Source organism: Methylobacterium sp. AC832 (genome assembly GCF_979256025.1).
On record NZ_CEEDMV010000001.1, the window covers coordinates 1,029,799 to 1,051,916 of the forward strand.

The 22,118-nt window shown below is 65.5% G+C and carries 22 protein-coding genes; 14 read left to right on the forward strand and 8 right to left on the reverse strand.

Translation table 11 applies throughout. From position 1 onward, the window contains the following. The first annotated feature begins 48 nt into the window (after positions 1-48). The 12 genes from AC0IXR_RS04765 to AC0IXR_RS04820 all read left to right on the forward strand — a co-directional run bounded on the left by AC0IXR_RS04765 (position 49) and on the right by AC0IXR_RS04820 (position 11,002). A complete protein-coding gene (locus AC0IXR_RS04765; RefSeq protein ID WP_471759880.1) occupies positions 49-777 on the forward strand; it encodes a biotin/lipoate--protein ligase family protein in 729 nt (242 codons plus the stop codon). A 77-nt stretch (positions 778-854) separates the two neighbouring features. Continuing rightward, on the forward strand, positions 855-2,138 hold the full coding sequence (locus AC0IXR_RS04770; RefSeq protein WP_471759881.1) for an OprO/OprP family phosphate-selective porin: 1,284 nt from the start codon (positions 855-857) through the stop codon (positions 2,136-2,138). Positions 2,139-2,289: 151 nt separating this feature from the next. Next, a complete protein-coding gene (locus AC0IXR_RS04775; RefSeq protein WP_471759882.1) occupies positions 2,290-2,868 on the forward strand; it encodes a DUF6505 family protein in 579 nt (192 codons plus the stop codon). Beyond that, positions 2,865-3,875, forward strand: coding sequence for a DUF6352 family protein (locus tag AC0IXR_RS04780; RefSeq protein WP_471759883.1), 1,011 nt, complete (start codon positions 2,865-2,867; stop codon positions 3,873-3,875). The genes AC0IXR_RS04775 and AC0IXR_RS04780 overlap by 4 nt, the downstream gene beginning before the upstream one ends. Next, entirely contained in the window at positions 3,872-4,414 is a 543-nt protein-coding gene (locus AC0IXR_RS04785) for a DUF3305 domain-containing protein (protein WP_419951784.1), read from the forward strand. Before AC0IXR_RS04780 ends, AC0IXR_RS04785 begins: the two co-directional genes overlap by 4 nt. Continuing rightward, positions 4,411-5,085, forward strand: a complete 675-nt coding sequence (locus tag AC0IXR_RS04790) for a DUF3306 domain-containing protein (protein ID WP_471759884.1) — start codon at positions 4,411-4,413, stop codon at positions 5,083-5,085. The genes AC0IXR_RS04785 and AC0IXR_RS04790 overlap by 4 nt, the downstream gene beginning before the upstream one ends. Before the next feature lie 155 nt (positions 5,086-5,240). Continuing rightward, complete coding sequence (locus tag AC0IXR_RS04795; RefSeq protein ID WP_405030596.1) at positions 5,241-5,828, forward strand: TorD/DmsD family molecular chaperone; 588 nt, start codon at positions 5,241-5,243, stop codon at positions 5,826-5,828. 44 nt (positions 5,829-5,872) lie between these two features. Continuing rightward, the gene (locus AC0IXR_RS04800; RefSeq protein WP_056431015.1) at positions 5,873-6,097 is read left to right on the forward strand and encodes a formate dehydrogenase; all 225 of its coding nucleotides are present in this window, start codon (positions 5,873-5,875) and stop codon (positions 6,095-6,097) included. 7 nt (positions 6,098-6,104) lie between these two features. Beyond that, a complete protein-coding gene (locus tag AC0IXR_RS04805) occupies positions 6,105-9,047 on the forward strand; it encodes a formate dehydrogenase subunit alpha (RefSeq protein WP_471759885.1) in 2,943 nt (980 codons plus the stop codon). 12 nt (positions 9,048-9,059) lie between these two features. After that, entirely contained in the window at positions 9,060-9,656 is a 597-nt protein-coding gene (fdh3B, locus tag AC0IXR_RS04810; RefSeq protein ID WP_056431009.1) for a formate dehydrogenase FDH3 subunit beta, read from the forward strand. A 47-nt stretch (positions 9,657-9,703) separates the two neighbouring features. Then, a complete protein-coding gene (locus AC0IXR_RS04815; protein WP_471759887.1) occupies positions 9,704-10,735 on the forward strand; it encodes a formate dehydrogenase subunit gamma in 1,032 nt (343 codons plus the stop codon). 63 nt (positions 10,736-10,798) lie between these two features. Next, the gene (locus AC0IXR_RS04820) at positions 10,799-11,002 is read left to right on the forward strand and encodes a hypothetical protein (protein ID WP_207412793.1); all 204 of its coding nucleotides are present in this window, start codon (positions 10,799-10,801) and stop codon (positions 11,000-11,002) included. Positions 11,003-11,123: 121 nt separating this feature from the next. On the opposite strand, the gene AC0IXR_RS04825 is transcribed toward AC0IXR_RS04820, so the two are convergent. Further along, positions 11,124-11,900 (reverse strand): HesA/MoeB/ThiF family protein, encoded by a 777-nt coding sequence (locus AC0IXR_RS04825; RefSeq protein WP_471759888.1) that lies wholly within the window; start codon positions 11,898-11,900, stop codon positions 11,124-11,126. A 112-nt stretch (positions 11,901-12,012) separates the two neighbouring features. On the opposite strand from AC0IXR_RS04825, the gene dapE reads away from it, so the two are divergent. Further along, entirely contained in the window at positions 12,013-13,218 is a 1,206-nt protein-coding gene (gene dapE / locus AC0IXR_RS04830) for a succinyl-diaminopimelate desuccinylase (protein ID WP_471760238.1), read from the forward strand. A 6-nt stretch (positions 13,219-13,224) separates the two neighbouring features. On the opposite strand, the gene AC0IXR_RS04835 is transcribed toward dapE, so the two are convergent. From AC0IXR_RS04835 to recR, 5 genes are all read right to left on the reverse strand, one after another. Beyond that, positions 13,225-14,610 (reverse strand): hypothetical protein, encoded by a 1,386-nt coding sequence (locus AC0IXR_RS04835; RefSeq protein WP_471759889.1) that lies wholly within the window; start codon positions 14,608-14,610, stop codon positions 13,225-13,227. 88 nt (positions 14,611-14,698) lie between these two features. Continuing rightward, entirely contained in the window at positions 14,699-15,472 is a 774-nt protein-coding gene (gene truA, locus AC0IXR_RS04840; RefSeq protein ID WP_471759890.1) for a tRNA pseudouridine(38-40) synthase TruA, read from the reverse strand. Between the two features lie 25 nt (positions 15,473-15,497). Further along, positions 15,498-16,427, reverse strand: coding sequence for a methionyl-tRNA formyltransferase (gene fmt, locus AC0IXR_RS04845; RefSeq protein ID WP_471759891.1), 930 nt, complete (start codon positions 16,425-16,427; stop codon positions 15,498-15,500). Between the two features lie 28 nt (positions 16,428-16,455). Continuing rightward, positions 16,456-16,974 (reverse strand): peptide deformylase, encoded by a 519-nt coding sequence (locus AC0IXR_RS04850; protein ID WP_471759892.1) that lies wholly within the window; start codon positions 16,972-16,974, stop codon positions 16,456-16,458. Between the two features lie 121 nt (positions 16,975-17,095). Next, positions 17,096-17,701 (reverse strand): recombination mediator RecR, encoded by a 606-nt coding sequence (recR, locus tag AC0IXR_RS04855; protein ID WP_056430987.1) that lies wholly within the window; start codon positions 17,699-17,701, stop codon positions 17,096-17,098. Between the two features lie 336 nt (positions 17,702-18,037). Here recR and AC0IXR_RS04860 point away from each other — a divergent pair, with 336 nt between their 5' ends. After that, the gene (locus tag AC0IXR_RS04860) at positions 18,038-19,654 is read left to right on the forward strand and encodes a phosphoenolpyruvate carboxykinase (RefSeq protein WP_311275113.1); all 1,617 of its coding nucleotides are present in this window, start codon (positions 18,038-18,040) and stop codon (positions 19,652-19,654) included. Between the two features lie 67 nt (positions 19,655-19,721). Here AC0IXR_RS04860 and AC0IXR_RS04865 read toward each other — a convergent pair whose 3' ends face one another. Beyond that, positions 19,722-20,042, reverse strand: a complete 321-nt coding sequence (locus tag AC0IXR_RS04865) for a YbaB/EbfC family nucleoid-associated protein (protein ID WP_056430980.1) — start codon at positions 20,040-20,042, stop codon at positions 19,722-19,724. Positions 20,043-20,108: 66 nt separating this feature from the next. Further along, positions 20,109-22,061, reverse strand: coding sequence for a DNA polymerase III subunit gamma/tau (locus tag AC0IXR_RS04870; RefSeq protein WP_471759893.1), 1,953 nt, complete (start codon positions 22,059-22,061; stop codon positions 20,109-20,111). Positions 22,062-22,118 lie beyond the last annotated feature (57 nt).

Consider the following 22,118-nt stretch of genomic DNA (forward strand, 5'->3'; position numbering starts at 1 on the left):
GGCTCGAAACTAGGACCCGACATACGGGCGCAGGTAGAACCGAAACGCATGGCGCCGAGCTCCGACGACCCGGACCTGATCCTGCCGCCCGTCTTTTCTCTCGCCATCTCAGCCGGGCCGGCGAGCGCGTTCGACGAAGCCCGCGACGCGGCCGCATCCGGCGGCCGGACCGGGCGTCTCGTCTGGCGAAAGAACGCGGAACTGCTCGACTTTGCGGTGATCCTGGAGCCGGACGAGCCTCTCGCCACGGCGCGCCGCGCCGTCTTCGCCGGCATGGTGGCGCTTGCCGAGGCCATCGGTGCGCATGGTCCGCCCGAGGTCCCGGTGACGTTCGGCTGGCCCGATACGCTCCGCTTCGACGGCGCGCGCCTCGGCGGCGGGCGTCTCGGATGGCCCGCAACTTGTGGCGAGGGCGACGTGCCGGACTGGCTCGTCTTCTCCGCCACGATCATCGCCTCGAAGGCACGGGCCGGCGATCCGGGCCTGACGCCAGATTCGACCTCCCTCGAAAACGAGGGTTTCAGTTTCGAGGATGGCCACGGAATCCTCGTGGAGAGCTTCGCCCGTCATCTCATGAAGACCTTCGCCATCTGGGAGGAAGACGGGTTCGCGGGAATCGAACGACGCTATCTCCGGCGGCTCGCCGAGGGCGGCCCGGTGGCACGGATCGATGCTGGCGGCGACCTGATCGGCGGCGACGGCGATCGCCGCGATCTCGTCGAAGCCCTGGCCGCGATGCGCTGGGGCGATCCGCAGACGGGCGAGCCTCATCTGTGAATGTGGCGATGCCCGGATTGTGGGAATGTCGGTCGAGATCGCCCGTGGTGAGGGCGATCCCCAGAGAGAAAACGTCGTTGAGAACCCGCATCGCCTGCCTCGCCGCGCTGGCCGCACTTCTATCCCTGCCGGGTGGGCTTCGGGCCGAGGAGGCTCCGAGGGGCCCGGCCATCGAGGCGAAGGGCGTGCCCGGCCCCTATGGCGAGCGGCTCACCATCGACGACAAGGGCATCACCCTGACCTTTCCCGACGATGCCGCGACATTGCGCATCGGCGGCCGGCTCCACCTCGATTTCGGTGCGGCCGCCATCCGCCAATCGGGCTTCGGCGACCCGTTCAGCGACACCATCACCGTGCGCCGCTCATGGATCGAGACCACTCTGAGCCTCGGCAAGGATGTCGGGCTCGGCTTCCAGTACGATTTCGCCGATCCGGTGACGCCGATCAACGATGCGGTCCTGGTCTATCGCGGTGTGCCGGACATGCTCTTCAGCATCGGCAACGAGAAGGAGCCGTTCGGCCTCGACCAGCTCGCTTCCAACAACAACATCCTGTTCACCGAACGGGCCCTGTCCGACGCCTTCGTTCCGGCGCGGAACTTCGGCTTCGCCGTGGGGAGGCACGGCAAGGATTGGAGCGTCGTCACCGGAATCTTCGGCGGCAACGCCAATACCGGTATCGGCAGCGAGGGCTTGGCCTCGACGAGCCGGGTGACCTACGCGCCGATCAACGATGAGAAACGGACGCTCCATCTCGGCCTCGCCGGGAGCTACCGCAGCCTGCCGCGCGACGAGAGCCCCCTCTCGCTCTCGAGCCGATCCGAAGCGTTCCTCTACACGAGGGGATTCGTCGATACCGGCGATATCCGCGATGCGGCGAGCATCGCCCGCCTCGGTGCGGAACTGGCCTATCGCTCCGGTCCGCTGCTGGTGAGCGCGGAATACACGCGAACCGAGATCGGCCGGTTCGATGGCGGATCGCCGCTGAGCTTCCAGGGGGGATACGTCCAGGCGAGCTGGGTGCTCAACGGCGACAATCGGGCCTATCGCATGGCGCCAGACTTCAATGGCACCGGCTATGCAGTCTTCGGCGGCGTCAAAGTCGCCGAAGAGCAGCGCATCACCCGTGGCGGTTTCGGCGTCTTCGAACTCGGCCTGCGGTTCTCGGCCATCGATCTCGACGATGGCGGCGTGCGCGGCGGCATCGAGCGGGACGGCACGGTGGGTCTATCCTGGTATCCCGACACCAACATCCGCATCATGGCCGATTACGTCCGGTCCCATACGTCTCCCTCTGCGCTTCAGAACGGACGGACGATCGACGCGGATACGTTCATCGGCCGGTTTCAATTGTATTGGTGAAGGGCGTCTCCCCCAGTCGTGAGCAATTTCCGCGAGCCGACCCCAGATACGTGCCGTGGACGCCGGACAGGTGCCTCGAACACGAAGGTCTTCGCCACCACCTCTCGGCCGGTTCGGGTGGTGACGACGGAATGAACAGGCGAAGGCCTCGATGAGCAGTCTCAAACTTCCCCGGACGATCCGCCTCGATCCGTCCGATACCTTCGTTTTCGCGAAGGCGGCCGAGCCCGGCGAATGGGCCGTCACGGGCTCGTTCCTGTTCTGGGACGCCGACGTTCCGCTTCTCGAAGGTAAGGACCGTACGGCGTTTCGCTCCGGGTTCCTCGGGGTGACCTCCCTCGGCTTCTCGACCCTGGCAGTGGTCAGCGAGGCGACGATGGCCGAGCGGGACAAAGCGGTCGAGCAGCTGGCGCATCACCTTTGCGAGCGCCTCGGCGCGCCTACCCTCGATGTGGCCCGCATCGCGGCCGACGAGGAGATCGCCTTCGCCGCCACCCTGTGTCAGCCGGCGGTGGGAAGCGTGATCGCGCTGCATCGGACCTTCGAGGACGGTGCGATCCGCGAAGCGTTCCGGACGCTGCATCAGCGTGGGCTGGGCGTCGCCGGGGCGGACAAGTTGCATGCCCATGCCAGGGCCTTCACCTTCGAGGAGACCGATGACGAACCCGAGGAACGGGCGGACCTCATCGGCATGGCCAACGCACCTGTTTCCGGGAATGACGGACGATGACCGAGTTCTGGGTCTCCAGCGGACACCACCTCGCCGGGCGCACGGAAGGGGGGGGCCTTGCCGTCACCGACGAGTTGATCCTCGCCTATCTCGCACGGCCCGAGCTCGTGCCGCCCGACGAAGCCTGCATGGCGGAGCGGGCGCTCCACCGCGGCCTCGTGACGGCGCCGCGCCGGCCGGTCTCCCCCGGTGAGATCGCCGCGATGGTGGATGCCGATGCGCGTGAGAACTGGACCATGATGCTCGCCTTCCGCGACCGGTTGATGGCCGCGCGGTCGGTGGAGGCGGCCTATCTCGACCTCGTTCGCAGGGGGCTGAACGGCACGCCGCCGATCTTCCTCAATCAATTGGCGCATCTCATCCTGCGTAATGCCCTCGATGGATGTGATGACCCCTACACGCTCCGCGCCGGCGAGCTCTTCTTCCGGCCGCAGCGCGTCTCTTTCGTCGATGGCGCGGCGTTGCTGGCCGATGCCGAGGTGATCGAGGCGCGGGAGACCGGGGCCGCGCAGTCGCCCCTCGTCGCCATGCTGGGCAAGGAGCCGGCGAATGAGCTCGACGTGCTCACGGACGAGACGGCCTGGACCTATTGGAGCCGCTCCGACGCATTCACCATGGCGCTCAACCTCGGGAGCAACCCGAAGAGCCGCGACGGTCTGGCGCGCGCCATCGAGGCCTGGGTACGACACCTTCTGCATGTGGAGGCGAAAGTGGAGCCGATCGCCTCCATGGACGATCCGGACTGGCGCTGGTTCGTCGGGCTCGACGCTCAAGCGACCCGAATCGGCAACGCCCTCTGGAACGGCGAGACCCTGGACGAGGCGAGCCGCATGCGCATCCTGGCCCTGTTCCGCCTCACCTTCGCCGATGACCGGCGGATCGACCCGCGCGCGGCGGGCCGGCCGGTCTATCTCCTGATGGCCATGGACCCCGACAAGCGCCTTTTTCTCAAACCTCAGAACCTCGTGGCGGGATTGCCGCTTGCCGACGGCGCGGAGGCCGCATGACCGAAGAGAATCCGACCTCCGCACCGACGCCGCCCGATGACCGTTTCGACGTCGGGATCATTGTCGTCAAACGGGCCTTGAAGAGCCGTTGGACAAGCCATGCCTGGCTACCGGTCGCGGCCCTTCCGGCGATCCCGGCCGCCTCGCCCTGGACCGTGCTGTCGTCGACGCCGGAGGAGGAAACTTTCTATGCCGGCGCCTACGAGGTCTCGCTCCACCCCGCCGAGACGTCGCATTACCGCGACAACCTGATCTCGGGCCGGCCCTCGCTCTGGGTCGCCCTGCGGCAGATCGCGGAGGGCAGCTATGAAGTCGCCAATGTGACGGCCGATCCCTATGAGGGCGAATCCATGGCCGAGGGTATCGGCGAGGTGGTCGAGGCGGTGCCGATGCCGCTGGAAGTGCAGGCCAAGGTCCTGGCTTTCTTCGAGGCCTTCCACGTCGAACAGGTGTTCCACAAGCGTAAGCGCGACCGGGCCGATCCGGAGGCCCTGGCGCGACAGGGGACCGGTACGCGCAGACGGGGGGACGAAGGATGAGCGGCGGCGATTTCTTTTCCCGCTGGTCGAAGCGTAAGCGGGCTATCGTCCGCGAGAACCCGCCCACGACCGTGCCGGTTGGAAGCGAGGCGGTCGGGGGCGAGGCGGTCGAGAGCGAATCGGCGCCTCTCGCGGGAGAACTCTCCGAGGGTGAGACCCTGTCGCCCGAGGAACTCGCCAAGTTGCCCTCCCTGGACAGCCTGACGGCACAGACCGACCTGACCCAGTTCCTTCGGGCTGGCGTTCCGATGGTGATGCGCAAGGCGGCTTTGCGCCGGATGTGGTCCCTCGACATCAACATCCGCGACTATGTCAGCGAGGCGCGGGAATACGCCTATGACTGGAATGTGGTGGGCGGTGTGCCGGGAAACGGCCCTCTTCTGCCCACAGACGACATCAAGGCCATGCTGCGGGACATCTTCGACGGGACGCCCGACGAAAAAATTGAGCCTGAGCAGGAAAGCGAAGAGGTCACGCTGATCGAAGCGGAGGAGCTGGCGGAGGAATCCGAACCGGTGAAAACCGAAGAGACGGATCGGGGCAGTGAAGAACCGCGTCTCACTGTCGTGCAGGTTGACGAGCCAAGCTTGGCCTTGTCGCCGCCACGTTCTGCCCCCGTGGACACGGCTATGCCGAGACCGCGACGACATGGCAGCGCCATCCCACTTTGAGCAATTAAAAACTACGTTGCGCACGTCCCATTCCGCGGTATTGTGGACGAAGTGAATTCACTTCGCCCGCGATCGGGTCGCGGTTTGAGGATGGTATGCGTTCGGTTGAGTTGTTGCGCGAAGACGAAGCGAAACTCGCTTCCGGCGCGCCCGGCATGACGCAGCCGGTCGTGGACGACGTCGATTTTCTGCGCGCTCATCTCTACGATCTCCTCGCGGCCCTGACCGGCCGGGTCCCGTCCGATGATATCCTGTCGCTTCTTGCCGGCTCGGGTGGCGATGAGACTCCCCTGGGTAAGGCGAGCTCCGCCCTCGCTCGCGAAGCGGCCGGTGCGGATCTGGCCAAGGTCGGGCGCGAGTATTTCGATCTCTTCGTCGGCGTCGGACGCGGCGAAGTCGTGCCGCACGCTTCCTACTACCTGACCGGCTTTCTCAACGAGCGCCCGCTGGCGCGCATCCGCCAGGATCTGGCCCGGCTCGGCATCGAAGCCTCGGGCGGCATGAGCGAGCCGGAAGACCATGTGGCGATGCTGCTCGAGACCATGGCGGGTCTCGTCTCGGGCCGTTTCGAGACGGGAGCCGGCGAGGACCGCGTCTTCTTCGAGCGGCATCTAAAGCCCTGGGCCGGGCGTTTGTTCGACGATGTGGCGGCCAATACCCGTTCGTCTTTCTACCGTGCCGTGGGCGACCTCGGCCGGACGTTCATCGACATCGAGACCCGGGCTTACGCGCTCGACGCGTGAGGCGGGGATCATTGAAACATCGGTCGCATTCAGGAGTGACGAGCATGCGGGACGATCGAAAGGACGAGATGGGACGGCGCCATTTCTTCCGCGCCCTCGGCGGCGGATCGGTGGCGGCCGCTGCCGCGATCACGGCCCAGCCGATGATTGCGACGCCCGCGCAGGCTTACGACCCCGGCGCGGATGAGACGAAGGCCCGCTACCGCGAGTCCGACCACGTCAAGGCGTTCTACCGCACCAACGGCTACGAGACCCTGAAGAAGAATTGAGGGCGCCATGCTGATCAAGCGCAAGACAGGCGGCCCGGGCCGCACCTTCCATCAGGCCGTCACCATCGGCGAGACGCCGAAGGCCCTCGACCGTCGCGCCTTCCTGCGCAATTCCGGCCTCGTCGCCGGGGGGCTCGCGGCTGCCGGCTCGATCCAGCTCGGCTCGGTCCGCAAGGCCCAGGCGGCGGGCGCCTCCGCGATCGGCCCCGAGGTGACGATCAAGAAGAACATCTGTACCCATTGCTCGGTGGGTTGCACGGTAACGGCGGAGGTCGTGAACGGCGTCTGGGTCGGCCAGGAGCCCTCCTTCAGCAGCCCGATCAACCGGGGTACCCATTGCGCCAAGGGCGCGGCGATCCGCGAGCTCGTCTCCAGCGACCGCCGCCTGAAATACCCCATGAAGATGGTCGACGGGCAGTGGACCCGCATCTCGTGGGATCAGGCCATCGATGAGATCGGCGACAAGATCACCGGCCTGCGGGACAAATACGGCCCGGATTCCGTCTACTGGCTCGGCTCGGCCAAATTCACCAACGAAGCCGCCTACGTCCTGCGTAAGTTCGGCGCCTTCTGGGGCACCAACTCGGTCGATCACCAGGCGCGGATCTGCCATTCGACGACGGTGGCCGGCGTTGCCAATACCTGGGGCTACGGCGCGCAGACCAATTCCTACAACGACATCCGCAACGCCAAGACGATGATCATTCTCGGCGGCAACCCCGCCGAAGCGCATCCGGTCTCCCTTCAGCACCTGCTGTCCGGCAAGGAGATCAACCGCGCGAACATGATCGTCATCGATCCGCGCTTCACCCGCACGGCCGCCCACGCCACGGAATATGTCCGCATCCGTTCCGGCACCGACATCCCGGTGGTCTGGGGCATCCTCTGGCACGTGTTCCAGAATGGCTGGGAGGACAAGGAGTTCATCAGCCAGCGCGTCTACGCCATGGACGACGTCCGCAAGGAAGTCGCCAAGTGGAATCCCGAGGAGGTCGAGCGCGTCTCCGGCGTGCCGGGCGAGCAGCTGCACCGCGTGGCCGAGAAGTTCGCCAAGGAGAAGCCCGCCACCCTGATCTGGTGCATGGGCGCGACCCAGCACACGGTGGGCACCGCCAACGTCCGTGCGCTCTGCATCCTGTGTCTCGCCACGGGCAATGTCGGCAAGCCGGGCACGGGCGCGAACATCTTCCGCGGCCACACCAACGTACAGGGGGCCACCGATTTGGGCCTCGATGTGACGTCGCTGCCGCTCTATTACGGTCTCGTCGAAGGGGCCTGGAAGCACTGGGCGCGCGTCTGGGACGTGGAATACGACTGGCTCCAGTCGCGATTCGACGAGGTGCCGGCCAAGGGCGGCCGGAAGGCCCGTACGCGCAAGGAGAGCATGGAATTACCCGGCATCACCTCCACGAGGTGGTTCGACGGCGTGAACCTGCCCGAAGAACAGGTGGACCAGCGCACCGGCATCAAGGCGATGATGGTGTTCGGCCATGGCGGCAACACCGTCACCCGCCTGCCGGAGGCGGTGAAAGGCCTGACCAAGCTCGACCTCCTCGTGGTGGCCGACCCGCATCCCACCACCTTCGCCGCCCTCGATGCGCGGCGCGACAACACCTACCTCCTGCCGATCTGCACCTCGCTGGAGATGGATGGCAGCCGCACGGCCTCGAACCGCTCGCTTCAATGGGGCGAGCAGATCGTGAAGCCCGCCTTCGAATCGAAGAACGATTACGAGGTCATCTACCGTCTGGCGGCGAAGCTCGGCTTCGCCGACAAGATGTTCAAGAACATCAAGGTCGTGGACGCGGTGCCGGACGCAGAGGATATCCTGCGGGAGATCAACCGCGGCGGCTGGTCGACGGGCTATTGCGGCCAGAGCCCGGAACGCCTGAAGGCGCATATGCGCAACCAGGCCAAGTTCGATCTGGTGACGCTGCGGGCGCCCAAGGACGACCCTGAAGTGGGCGGCGACTATTACGGCCTGCCCTGGCCGTGCTGGGGCAAGCCGGAGCTCCGCCATCCAGGCACGCATATCCTCTACAACACCAACCTCCACATCAAGGACGGTGGCGGAACGTTCCGGGCCCGCTTCGGCACTGAGCGTAACGGCGTGACCCTGCTGGCGGAGGATTCCTTCGCCAAGGGCTCCGAGCTCACCGACGGCTACCCCGAATTCACCATGGCGGTGTTCAAGAAGCTCGGCTGGGACAAGGACCTGACCGCCGAGGAGATGGCGACCATCACGAAGATCGGTGGGGCCAACATCGATACGGTGAGCTGGGCGACCGACCTGTCGGGCGGTATCCAGCGCGTCTGCCTCGACCACGGCGTGACGCCCTACGGCAACGGCAAGGCACGGGCGAATGCCTGGAACCTGCCCGACCCCGTGCCGGTGCACCGCGAGCCCATCTATACGCCGCGTCCCGATCTCGTAGCCCAGTACCCGACCCGCCCCGACGAACGTCAGCTGCGCATGCCGAATATCGGCTTCTCGGTGCAGAAGGCGGCGGTGGATCGCGGCATCGCCAAGGACTTCCCGATCATCCTCACCTCCGGCCGTCTCGTGGAATACGAGGGCGGCGGCGAGGAGACGCGCTCGAACCCTTGGCTCGCCGAGTTGCAGCAGGACATGTTCGTCGAGATCAATACCGGCGATGCCACCGATCGCGGCATCAAGGACGGTCAGTTCGTCTGGGTCTCCGGCCCCGAGAACAACGCCAAGGCCAAGGTCAAGGCGCTGGTGACGGACCGGGTCGGCAAGGGCGTCGCCTTCATGCCGTTCCACTTCTCCGGTTGGTACCAGGGCGACGACATGCGGAAATTCTATCCGCACGGCACCGACCCCGTGGTGCTGGGCGAGAGCTCCAACAACACGACGACCTATGGCTTCGATCCTGTGACGGGCATGCAGGAGACGAAGTGCACCCTGTGTCAGATCCGGGCCGTTTGAGGGATAATCGCCATGGCTCGCATGAAATTCCTCTGCGACGCGGACCGCTGCATCGAATGCAACGCCTGCGTCACCGCTTGCAAGAACGAGCACGAGGTGCCGTGGGGCATCAACCGCCGGCGTGTCGTCACACTCAATGACGGCAAGCCCGGCGAGCGCTCGGTCTCAATGGCCTGCATGCACTGCACCGACGCGCCCTGCGCGGCGGTGTGCCCGGTGAATTGCTTCTACACCACGGCCGACGCGGTGGTGCTGCATTCGAAGGACATCTGCATCGGCTGCGGATACTGCTTCTACGCGTGTCCGTTCGGCGCGCCGCAATATCCAAAGGTCGGCAACTTCGGTTCGCGCGGCAAGATGGACAAGTGCACCTACTGCGCCGGCGGTCCCGAATCCGATCTCTCCACCATCGAGTACGAGAAATACGGTTCGAACCGTCTCGCCGAGGGCAAGCTGCCGCTCTGCGCCGAGATGTGCTCGACCAAGGCGTTGCTGGCGGGTGACGGTGAGATGATCGCCCAGATCTACAAGCAGCGCGTGATCAAGCGCGGCTACGGCTCCGGCGCCTGGGGCTGGAAGACCGCCTATCGCGAAACCGTCGCCATCTAGGCGACGGACTGGACTGCCGGGGTCGAGACTTCAGGAAGGAAACGCCGATGCGGCGGACACTGACGACTTTCAGGACGCTGGTCGCAGCGGCCATCCTCATGGCGGCTTTCGGCGCCTCGTCGGGCTCCTTCGCGCAGCAGACGCGCGACGGACTGAACCCGACCGGGCAGAACCCGACGGCTGAATCCGTCAACGAGGATTTCCTGTTCAAGCAGGACCCGAAGATCACCGGCCGCATCAGCATCCCCGACGGCAAGGCGGCGCACCTGATCCAGCCCGCCGGCCGCGACTACCGCGAGTTCCGGGAACGGTGGCTGCCCTGGCTCAGCGCGCTCGCCGTCCTCGGCGCCGTCGCGCTTCTCGGCCTGTTCTACTTCTTCCGGGGCCGTATCCTGATGGAGCCCGGTCCCGATACGGGCCGCAAGATCCTGCGCTTCAATGGATTCGAGCGGTTCGCGCACTGGATGACGTCGAGCTGCTTCATCATCCTGGCCCTGTCCGGCCTGAACTACATCTTCGGCAAGCGCCTGCTGATGCCGCTCATCGGTGCGGATGCGTTCGGCGTGGTGGCGCAATACGCGAAGTTCAGCCACATCTACCTCGCTTGGCCGTTCATGATTGGCGTCGCGCTGATGCTGGTGCTCTGGCTGAAAGACAACATCCCGAACAAGATCGACATTGCCTGGATCAAGGCCTTCGGCGGCTTCATCGGCAACAAGCATCCCAGCGCTGGCCGTTTCAACGCAGGCCAAAAGATGGTGTTCTGGATGGTGATTGGCTTCGGCACGGCCATGAGCGTCACCGGCCTGATGATGATCTTTCCCTTCGCCCTCACCGACATCACCGGAATGCAGCTGATGCAGGTGATCCACGCCCTCATCGGCATCGCCTTCATCGCCGGCATCCTCGCCCATATCTACATCGGTACCCTCGGCATGGAGGGTGCCTACGACGCCATGGGCAGCGGCAAGGTCGATCTCGGCTGGGCAAAGGTCCACCACGACCTCTGGGTAGAGGAAGAGCAGGCCAAGAACGCCAGCGGCCCGCAGCTAGGGCGCCATCAGGTGCCTGCCGAGTAACCTGACGGACTAATACAGGCGTTCGGCGACCGGAGCCGGCATGTCGAGGATCGGACAACGTCCATGAAAGCTTTCATCATCGCCCTCGTCGTTGCCGTCGCCCTCGGCACGCTGGCCGCCATGCTTCTCAATCAGCAGCAGCGCTTCGCTTACCAGGCGTTCACGACGTCCGGCACGCGGGTTTCCGACCCGGCGGGGCATAGCAATCTCGTCGGGCCGCATTGGAACGGCGTCACGCCCGATCCGGAGAAGCCCTCTAAATCCTGAATTCCGGAATCTCACGGAACGCCAACGGAGTTGGTTCAGGGTCACGAAAGCAGCCACCGCTCGCCGGATGCGCGGTACCGTATTCGGTGGGTAAAGGACGGCGAAAGCGACTTTCCGGTCCCTAATTCGCCGATCCGTTCAACGCATTTCCCTCGTCCCATCCATAGCCGAGCGTCTCGAACCGCATGGATCGGGCATCGACCATGAGCAGCCGTCCCACCAGCGGCTCGCCGAAATCCGCTACCGCGCGGATCACTTCCATCGCCATCAGAGATCCCATTACCCCGGCCAGAGCACCGAGCACACCGGCCTCGGCGCAGGCGGGCACGCTGCCAGGGGGAGGCGGGTTCTGGAACAGGCAACGATAGGTCGGATTCGGGCGGCCGTCCTTTCCAGTCTCATGGGCGCGGATCGTCGTCAGTGTGCCGTCGAACTGCCCGAGGGCGGCCGTGACGAGCGGACGCTTGGCGTGGAAACAGGCATCGGAGACGGCATAGCGGGTCGCGAAATTGTCCGACCCATCGGCGACGATATCGTATCGGCCAATCAACGCGACGGCATTGTCCGCGTCGATCCGCATGAGATGCGGTTCGATCCGCACATGCGGATTTAGACGCGCCACGGCATCGGTGGCGCTGTCGATCTTCGGACGACCGATATCGGGCGTGCCGTGAATGACCTGTCGCTGCAGATTGGAGAGCGAGACCGTGTCGTCGTCGACGATGCCGATCGTGCCGATGCCGGCCGCTGCCAGATACTGGATCAGTGGAGCGCCAAGCCCGCCGGCGCCGATGACGAGCACCCGCGCCGCCTGCAAACGCGCCTGTCCCGGTCCGCCGACTTCGCGCAGGACGAGGTGGCGGGCGTAGCGTTCGACTTCGTCGCTGGAGAAGGCCATCCCGGTGAGATAGCCCGTGCGGCGAAGCGCCGAAAGGCCATCGGGACGGTATTTGCGTCCCGATGCCGTGCCGCTTATTCGCGACGGTGGAATGTCCCATCTCGACGAGACGATGCCCGTGTCCTCTCCCGTTATCGCCGATCACTCGCCGCTGGCCCTCGCCCAGGCCCTCATCCGCTGTCCGTCAGTGACGCCGGAGGAGGGCGGTGCCCTGCAATGGCTCGGTGGCGTCCTGGAGGAGGCAGGTTTCACCGTCGATCGCCCGCGCTTCTCGGAGCCGGGAACGCCCGATATCGACAATCTCTACGCGCGGATCGGGACAGGCAGTCCCTATCTCCTTTTCGCGGGCCATACCGACGTCGTCCCGCCAGGCTCCGTCGAAGCGTGGCGGCACGGGCCGTTCGATGGCGCGGTAGCGGACGGCATGCTCTACGGCCGCGGCGCGGTCGATATGAAGGGCGGTATCGCCTGCATGCTCTCGGCGGCGCTCGCTTTCGTCGCCGAGCGGGGAGGGGCGTTCAACGGCTCCATCGGGTTCCTAATTACAGGCGACGAGGAGGGGCCAGCCATCAACGGCACGGTGAAGCTCCTGGAATGGGCGAAGGGGCGGGGCGAGCGATTCGACCATTGCCTTCTGGGTGAGCCTACCAACCCGGCGCGCCTCGGCGAGGTGATCAAGATCGGTCGGCGCGGGTCTCTCACCGGCAAGCTCGTCGTCCATGGCCGCCAGGGCCACGTGGCCTACCCCCACAAGGCCGAGAACCCCATCCCCGGCCTGCTGCGCCTCGCCTCTGCCCTTCTCGCCGAGCCCCTCGACGGCGGCACCGCGCATTTCGATGCGTCGAACCTCGAATTCACCACCATCGATGTCGGCAATCCGGCCACCAACGTCATCCCGGCCGATGCCCGCGCGACGTTCAACATTCGCTTCAACGAGGGTTGGACGGCGGAAACCCTGGGTGCCGAGATCCAACGGCGGCTGGAGGCGGCCGCCGGCAACACCGTCCGGTTCACCCTGGACCTTCAGCCCTCGAACTCCCCGGCCTTCCTCACCGCGCCGGACGCGTTCACGGACCTCGTGGTCGAGGCGATCGAGACCGAGACCGGGCTGCGCCCGGTCCTGTCCACCACCGGGGGCACGTCGGATGCCCGTTTCATCAAGGATGCCTGTCCGGTCATCGAGTTCGGCCTCGTGGGTGAGACCATGCACCAGACCGACGAATGCGTGGCTATCGCCGATCTGGATCGGCTGACCGCGATCTATGAGCGGGTGCTGGCGGCTTACTTCGGGGAAACAGCGAACCCAGCCAAAGCCTGATGGGCATCACGACGCCTTGCACATCATCGACCGTCGAACCCAGCTATCGCGAATGCGATACCGGCATTGGAGGCGATGCCGGTGCAAGGTGAAGCGGCGATTGCGCGGGCCCAATCTTTCCCCGACGGCGATGTAGATCTGCCGAAGGCGGTGGACATGCGGATCGTCCAGGCGGAGCTCGATACTGGCTCTCGTCAGCGCGGCCGCAGCCTTGGGATCCTTGACACTGAGCGGAACGAGACTGTCACCGAGGATGATGCGCCCGACTTCCAGTAGCAGGTTTTCGTGTGTGCCGTCGGTGGAAGCCGCGAGACGTTCGAGGTCGAACAGGGTCCGCACGCCTAGGGGCCAAAGCCGGATGACCCTCTCTCTGCCGACCGAACAGCAGAGCTGCGCCTGCGCCACCCAATCCATGATCTGGTAGACGCCGAACGGTGTCTCTACGAACAGCATCAGCGGATTGGCGGTCGCTAGGTTCTGTGTCGAGTGGATGTGGTGATCGTCGAGCCTGACGCGGATGTTGCTGTCGATCCCGTCGATGATCTCTACGGGTGTGATCTTGAAGGCCCGGAAGACGTCCTCTTCCTCGCGTTTGAAGTTCTTCAGCTGGTCTCTTTGCACGATGCTCCGCATGACGACATCTGGCATGATCCCGGCGACGAAACAGGCAACGACCACTGCAGCGATGGTGGCCGGCGCAGTCGCGAGGGAATCTGCTTTCAGCAGTGCGGAGACCACGTCCGTCCCGATCCAGAGGATGGAAATGACGAGGATCGGCCCGAGCGCGATGCTGACCAGCATCCTGATGCTCTCGCCGACGATCGTCCCGGGGCTCATGTCGAAGTTCTTGATCGCGCGGTAGAAACTGCGCAACGCCGTAACGTAGCTTCCGGCGAAGGCCGCGCAGATTCCCAGGAGCCAGACCAGCCCCAGGCTACCCGGCGTCGGATACGTCACGCCCGGCCAGCTGAAACCGGACGGTGTCGTCGGTTGTCCGGCGAACATCCAGAGGAGCAGCGACAATCCGTAGAACATGCCGATCCCCGCGAATGCGCTGAAGGGAGCGCAGCCGATGAGCCAGGAGACCTTCGAGAAATCCTCGCGTTTGCGATGCGCCTCCCGCGCCATGGCATTCGTTCGATCATCGCCACCGAATCCTGCGGTCGGGTCGCTGCTGCGCTTGGCCCCGACGAAATACTTGTATTTCACGAATTCGAAGGATGGGATCAGCATCGGCCCCGGCTGATCCGATCTATCGAAGACCGTTGCGAGATCCGTGATGATCTCCTGCCTCTGAAGTTTGATCGCCTCTCGTATGGCGACGAAGATCAGCGGCGAGACGACCGCGAAGACAGTCGCGAGAACGAGGATGATCTGGAATGGCGTTTCCACGGGCGAAGGCTCCAGGCCTCACGATGTCGAAGATCGTCGAGGTTGCCTGAAGATGCCTTTTCGCTGGCAAAATACAATCTGAAATTGCTTACTCAGTAGATTCCCGGTCTGGCCCGTAATCCACCCCCACGAAGGTCAGTCCCTTGGCGGGCGCCATCGGGCCGCAGCGGGCGCGGTCGCGGCTCGCCAGGATGTCGGCGACCTCGGCGATGCCGAATCGTCCGCAGCCGGCCATCATCAGCGTTCCAACCATGGCGCGGACCTGATGGTGCAGGAACGAGCGCGCCGAGGTCGAGATCACGATCTCCTCGAACAGGCCCATCGTTACCGTGGCCACGTCGAGCTGTTCGAGGGTACGGATCGGGCTGTTCGCTTGACACTCGGCGGCGCGAAAGGCGGTGAAGTCGTGGCGACCGAGGAGACCTTGCGCGGCCCTGTGCATCACCTCGGCATCGAGCGGCCATGGCACGTGCCAGACATGGTCGCGTGTCAGGGCAGGCGGGCTGCGCCGGTTGAAGATGTGGTAGCGGTAATGCCGTCGAATGGCGGAGTGGCGCGCATCGAAACCGGGCCCGACCCGCTCGGCGCTGACGATGGCGACCGGTAGCGGGCGGAGATGGGCGTTCAGGGCGTCGCGCACCGTATCCGTGCGCCAGTCCTTGATGAGGTCCAGATGGGCCACCTGATGGATGGCGTGGACGCCGGCATCTGTCCGACCGGCGCAGGTCAAGCGCAGGTCCTCCCCTGTGAAGCGTTTGACGGCGTCCTCGATGGCGCCCTGGACGGTGATGTCTTCGGCCTGCCGCTGCCATCCGCAGAACGGAGCGCCGTCATACTCGATGACGAGTTTGTAGCGGGGCATCAGCGACGGCCCCTGGTCTCTGAGTTCACGGGAAGCGCGTTCCCGGCGCGACATGCGCACCGCGCACGAATTCCGCACCCGTGACGATGCCGCCCTTGCCGGCCCGGCGCAACTCTGTGAGCTGCACGGCGCCCTCGCCGCAGGCGACGGTTCCGGCCGCATCGAGCAGAGTGCCGGGCGTGCCCTGTCCCTCCTTTGGCAGGGCGCGCAGCACCTTCACCCGTTCCGGCCCCTTGCCGAGATCGGCCTCGAAGAAGGCTCCGGGGAAGGGCGACAGCCCGTTGATATGGTTCGCCACCTCACTCGCCGGCTTGGACCAGTCGATGCGCGCCTCGTCATTGGTGATCTTGTGCGCGTAGACGAGACCCTCCTCGGATTGGGGCGTGAGGGGGAGGGGCTCGTATTCCAGCTGGCCGAGGGCCCGGCTCATGAGCGCCGCGCCAACGGGCATCAGCGTATCGTGAAGGTCTCCCGCACTCATGCCGGGGGTGATGGCGACCCGTTCTTCCAGGGCCACGGGGCCGGTATCGAGGCCCGCCTCCATGCGCATGATGCCGACACCGCTCTCCGTATCCCCCGCCATGACCGCGCGTTGCATCGGTGCCGCCCCGCGCCAACGGGGCAGCAGGGAGGCGTGGAGGTTCAGGCACCCGTGGCGCGGCACGTCGAGGATCGCCTGAGGCAGCAGCATCCCGTAGGCGACGACCACGGCGACATCGCATCCGTGCGATCGGAACAGCGTGAGCGCATCCGGCGTCTTCAGCGTCGTGGGGGTATGAACCGGCAGGCCGAGCCTGTCCGCCAGCGCATGGACCGGGGACGGACGCAAAGCCATGCCGCGCCCGGACCGCGCCGGGGCGCGGGTATAGACCGCGGCGATGTCGTGACCGTCTTCCGCCAGGCGCGCCAGGGTCGCCACGGCGAAATCGGGCGTCCCCATGAAGACGAGCTTCATCGCGCGCGCTCTCTGTTGAAGGATGGGATCAGACGTCCTCGCCGCGCTTGGCCGCCTTGACGAATTTCTTGATGACCCGGTCGCGCTTCAACTTCGACAGGTGATCGATGAAGAGTACGCCGTCGAGGTGATCGATCTCGTGCTGGATGCAGGTGGCCAGAAGCCCGTCCGCCTCGATCTCGCGGGTTTCACCGGAAAGGTCGCGAAAGCGTACGCGCACCCGGTCGGGCCGCTCGACCTCGCCGTAATATTCGGGGATCGACAGGCAGCCCTCGTCATAGACGCGCTTCTCCTCCGAAGCCCAGACGATCTCCGGGTCGATGAAGACCTGCGGCTGCCGCGCGTTCTCGTCCTTCGACGTGTCGATCGTGACTACACGCTTGGTCACGCCGACCTGGATGGCGGCGAGGCCGACGCCCGGGGCATCGTACATCGTCTCCAGCATGTCAGCGGCTAGGGTGCGGATCTCGTCGTCGATGGTACCGACGGGGGTCGACACCTGACGCAGGCGGGCGTCTGGCAGGATGACGAGGGGGCGGATGGTCATGGCGCGGCCGGATCTGTCGATGAAAAGGGCCCGGCTCCCTGTCTCCCGGGTCCGCCGTGCCGGACCCGCAGATAAGGTTTGGCGGATGGCCGGTCAAATCGGCCGGGGGGAGCAATGCGGCTCAGAACGCCGTCCGGCTTCGGATGGCCGCCGAGAGTGTCCCTTCGTCGAGATAATCGAGCTCTCCCCCCACCGGCACGCCATGGGCGAGGCGGGTCACTTTCAGCCCGTGATGCGCCAGGGATTCGGTGACGTAATGCGCGGTTGTCTGACCATCGACCGTGGCGTTCAGCGCCAGGATGATCTCCCGGACATCGCCATTCCCGGCCCGGTCCACCAGGCTCGCGAGGTTGAGATGCTCCGGCCGGACACCATCGAGTGCGGAGAGCACGCCACCGAGGACGTGATAGCGCGCCGTCACCGCGCCCGACCGCTCCAAGGCCCAGAGGTCGGAGACATCCTCGACCACCACCAGGATGGAGGGATCGCGCGACGCGTCCCGGCAGATGGTGCATGGGTCGCTTGTATCGACGTTGCCACATTCCTGGCACACGACGATGCGCTCGGAGGCCACCTGCATCGCCTCCGCCAGCGGAGCGAGCAGAGCTTCTCGCTTTTTGATGAGATGCAGCGCCGCGCGCCGGGCCGAGCGCGGGCCGAGCCCCGGCATTCGCGCGAGGAGCTGGATCAGGCGTTCGATTTCGGGGCCGGCAACGGCTTGGGCCATACGTGTTCCGTCAGACGGCCGCAGCCGTGTTCGTTAAATGGAGTCGGATCTCGTCGTCTTGTAGTCGGGAATCGCCGCCGCCGCATGCGTTCCGACGCCGCTCCGGATACCCCTTTGTTTCTCTGACAGATCCGTTCGTTCGTCTTTTAAACCGTTGCCGTCTCAATTGACCGATGGCTGCCGGAGAATAAGCAGGTCCATTCGATAGAGTGGTGAACCTGTGCGCGGCGGACCTGAACGACCGCGTGGACGCTCCATCGGACCGTCCGGAAGACGAATGGGAGATTCCGGCCAAGCCAGACCTCAAAGCGATCAGGTGTTCGAGGAGTAGCGGACGTGACACATTTCGGCGATTTCAACGCCAGCCATGGACCCGAAAAAATCGGCCTGCGCAATCTGAAGGCGGTTCATTGGAACCTGGAACCCCCACGGCTCTACGAGGAATCCCTGAGCCGTGGTGAATCGCAGCTCGCCCATGGCGGCGCCCTCGTGGCGACCACGGGCAGCCATACCGGTCGTTCGCCGAAGGACAAGTTCATCGTCCGTGACGCCAACACCGAGAACGAAATCTGGTGGGAGAACAACGGCGCGATTACGCCCGAGCAATTCGAGACGCTGTACCAGGATTTCCTCAGCCATGCCGAAGGGCGCGAACTCTTCGCCCAGGACCTCTATGGCGGTGCCGATCCGGCCCACCGTGTCCAGGCGCGGGTCTTCACCGAACTCGCCTGGCACTCGCTCTTCATCCGCAACCTGCTGATCCGGCCCGACCGTTCGGCTCTTGAGGATTACGTCCCCGGTCTGACGATCATCGATCTTCCGAGCTTCCAAGCCGAACCGCACCGTCACGGCTGCCGCTCGAAGACCGTCATCGCAATCGACTTCACCCGGAAGATCGTCCTCATCGGCGGCAGCGCCTATGCCGGCGAGATGAAGAAGTCGGTCTTCACCTATCTGAACTACGTTCTGCCCGGCGCGGGCGTGATGCCGATGCATTGCTCGGCCAATGCGGCGCTGGATGCCGAGGGCGAGTCCGCCCTGTTCTTCGGCCTCTCGGGCACCGGCAAGACCACGCTCTCCAACGATTCCTCGCGGCAGCTGCTCGGCGACGACGAGCATGGCTGGAGCAAGGACGGCATCTTCAATTTCGAGGGTGGCTGCTACGCCAAGACCATCCGTCTCTCCCGCAACGCCGAGCCCGAGATCTACGCCACGACCGAGCGTTTCGGCACGGTGATGGAGAATGTGGTGATCGACCCGCTCTCGCGTCGCCCCGATTTCGACGATGCGTCGCTGACCGAGAATACCCGCTGCGCCTACCCGCTCGACTTCATCGCCAATGCCAGCGCCACGGGCAGGGCCGCTCACCCAAAGAACATCGTGATGCTCACCTGCGACGCGTTCGGGGTGATGCCACCCATCGCCAAGCTCTCGGGCGCGGAGGCGATGTACCACTTCCTCTCCGGCTACACCGCCAAGGTGGCCGGAACGGAACGCGGCCTGACGGCGCCCGAGGCGACGTTCTCGACCTGTTTCGGCGCACCTTTCATGCCCCGGCACCCGAGCGTCTATGGCAACCTGTTGCGTGATCTCATCGCCCATCACGATGTGGATTGCTGGCTGGTGAATACCGGCTGGACCGGCGGCGGTGTCGGCACCGGACGGCGCATGCCGATCCGCGTGACCCGTCGCCTGCTCGGTGCCGCCCTGGACGGGTCGCTGTCGAAGACCGAGTTCCGTCGCGATCCGTATTTTGGCTTCGCGGTTCCGGCTTTCGTTCAGGGGGTCGAGCCGCACATTCTTCAGCCCGTAAAGACCTGGGGCAACAAGACGGCTTTCGCCGAGACGGCGACGCGCCTCGTGTCGATGTTCCGGGAGAACTTCAAGCGCTTCGAGGCCCATGTGGACGCCGACGTGCGCGCCGCCGAGCCGGTTCAGGTCATCGCGGCCTGAGACAGATCATCATCCGATCCCGGCTCGTGCCGGGATCGGCCCCTACGACGAAGAACCGGCCGAAGACCTAGAACAGGTTCAGCCCCGGCGGGATCGGCAATCCCTTGGTCAGTTCGCCCATGCGTTCGGCCGCCACCTGCTCGGCTTTCCCGCGCGCGTCATTGACCGCGGCCACGATCAGATCTTCCAGGATCTCACGTTCGTCGGGGTTCATCAGCCCAGGATCGAGGGTGACGCCCTTTACGAGGCCCTTGGCGGTCATCGTCACGGCGACCGCGCCTCCGCCGGACGCGCCGCTGACCTCGACGGTATCGAGCTCGCGCTGCAGGGTCGCCATCTTCTCCTGCATGGCCTGGGCCTGCTTCATGATTCCCATGAGGTCGCGCATGGCTGAGCTTTCAAAACGAAGTGAGACGATTACAGGACGGCATCTGGGGTCGGCAGCGGCGAAGCGCTATGCCTCGTCGTCCGGATCTCCGGTGCTTTCGGGGTCGACCGGCGTGAGATCCGTGCTGCCAGCCGATTCCACCGGGGGGGCCTTGTCCCGCACGTCGATGATCTGAGCGCCGGGGAAGCGCGCGAGCACTTCCTTCACCAGAGGGTGCGCCGCCGCGTTCTCATGGCGCGATTCCAGCGCGGCGCGTGCCTTGTAGGCAAGGGTGGGCTCTCCCTCCTCCTTCGACAGCGCCACGATCCAGCGTCGGCCGGTCCAGGCATCCAGCGAACGGGCAAGATCGTTGGGCAGGCTCTGCCGGCCCCCCTCCGCCAGGCGGAACTCGATCCGCCCTTCCTCGAACCGTACGAGATGCGCTTCCCGTTCCAGCGCCATCTTGAGACCGATGTCGCGGCGCTCGTCGGCGAGGGCGACGATATCCTCGAAACAGGTCAGGCGCGGACCAGCCTCGCGGGGCGCTGCTTTCGGCGCGGGGGCCGGGACGAGATTCACACGCGCGCCGCCGCTCGCCGCGAGGGTCAGCGCGGGACGCGGCGGGGGCAAGTCGATCGATGGCAAGTCGATCGATGGCGAGGCCATCGATTGTGCGGCCAATGACTGCGAAGCCCCCGGCGGCGGGCCCGATGTGGCCGAGTGTGCTGCTCCGGCATGCGCAGATGACACTCCGCTCGGCGTGGATGCACTCGGCAGTGTAGCTCCCGTCGATGTCATCGGGGTTGCGGCGAACGCATCCGATTTCAACTGTCGTAGGGCCTCGTCCGGCGTCGGCAGATCGGCGGCATAGGCCAGGCGAACGAGAGCCATTTCGGCGGCGGCGAGCGGTCTCGCGGCGGTCTGGACCTCGGGAATCGCCTTCAGCAGGATCTGCCATGCGCGGGACAGGGCGCGAATGGACAGTTTGGCCGCGAACTCACCTCCGCGACCGCGCTCGTCGGCGCTCAAGGTCGGGTCGGCCGCCGCCGCATCGGGGACGAGCTTCAGCCGGGTGACCAAATGGGTGAAGCTCGCCAGGTCCGACAGGACGACGGCGGGATCCGCGCCCGCTTCGTACTGGCTGCGGATCTCGGCGAAAGAAGTCGGTACGTCGCCACGCATCACCGCCTCGAACAGGTCGACGATCCGCCCCCTGTCTGCGAGGCCGAGCATGTCGCGCACGCTCGCCCCGGTGACCAGGCCGGCGCCATGGGCGATGGCCTGGTCGAGGAGCGAGAGCGCGTCACGCACCGAACCTTCGGCGGCGCGGGTGATCGCCGCCAGGGCTTCCGGCTCGGCCTCGACGGATTCGGCCGCGCAGATCTTGGCCAGATGGGCGACCATGGTGTCGGCCTCGACCCGACGCAGGTCGAAACGCTGGCAGCGCGACAGGATCGTCACCGGCACCTTGCGGATCTCGGTGGTGGCGAAGACGAATTTGGCGTGGGGCGGCGGTTCTTCCAGCGTCTTTAGAAAGGCGTTGAACGCCTTCTCCGACAGCATGTGCACCTCGTCGACGATGTAGACCTTGTAGCGGGCGGAGACCGGCGAATAGCGGATGCCGTCGATGATGCCGCGTACGTCGTCGATACCGGTATGCGAGGCGGCATCCATCTCCAGCACGTCCATGTGCCGTGATTCCATGATCGCCTGACAATGGCGGCCGAGCTCCGGCATGGCGATGGTGGGGCCGGTATCGGGATGCCCGTCGCGCAGGTAGTTCAGGCCACGGGCGAGGATGCGGGCGGTCGTCGTCTTGCCGACACCGCGCACACCGGTCAGCATCCAGGCTTGTGGAATGCGATTGGCCGCGAACGCGTTGGCCAATGTGCGGACCATCGCGCCCTGGCCGATCAGATCATCGAAATTCTGGGGGCGGTATTTGCGCGCCAGCACCCGGTAGGGCGTGGCCGCCGGTACGGGCTCGGGAAGACCCGGAAGGCCGGGAAAATCGCTCGGAGTGCCGGAGGTCGCGTCCATGCCGCCTTGCGTGGTTCGAGCGGCCCCGGGTCGGGGGATGCCGCCACGCGGACCTCA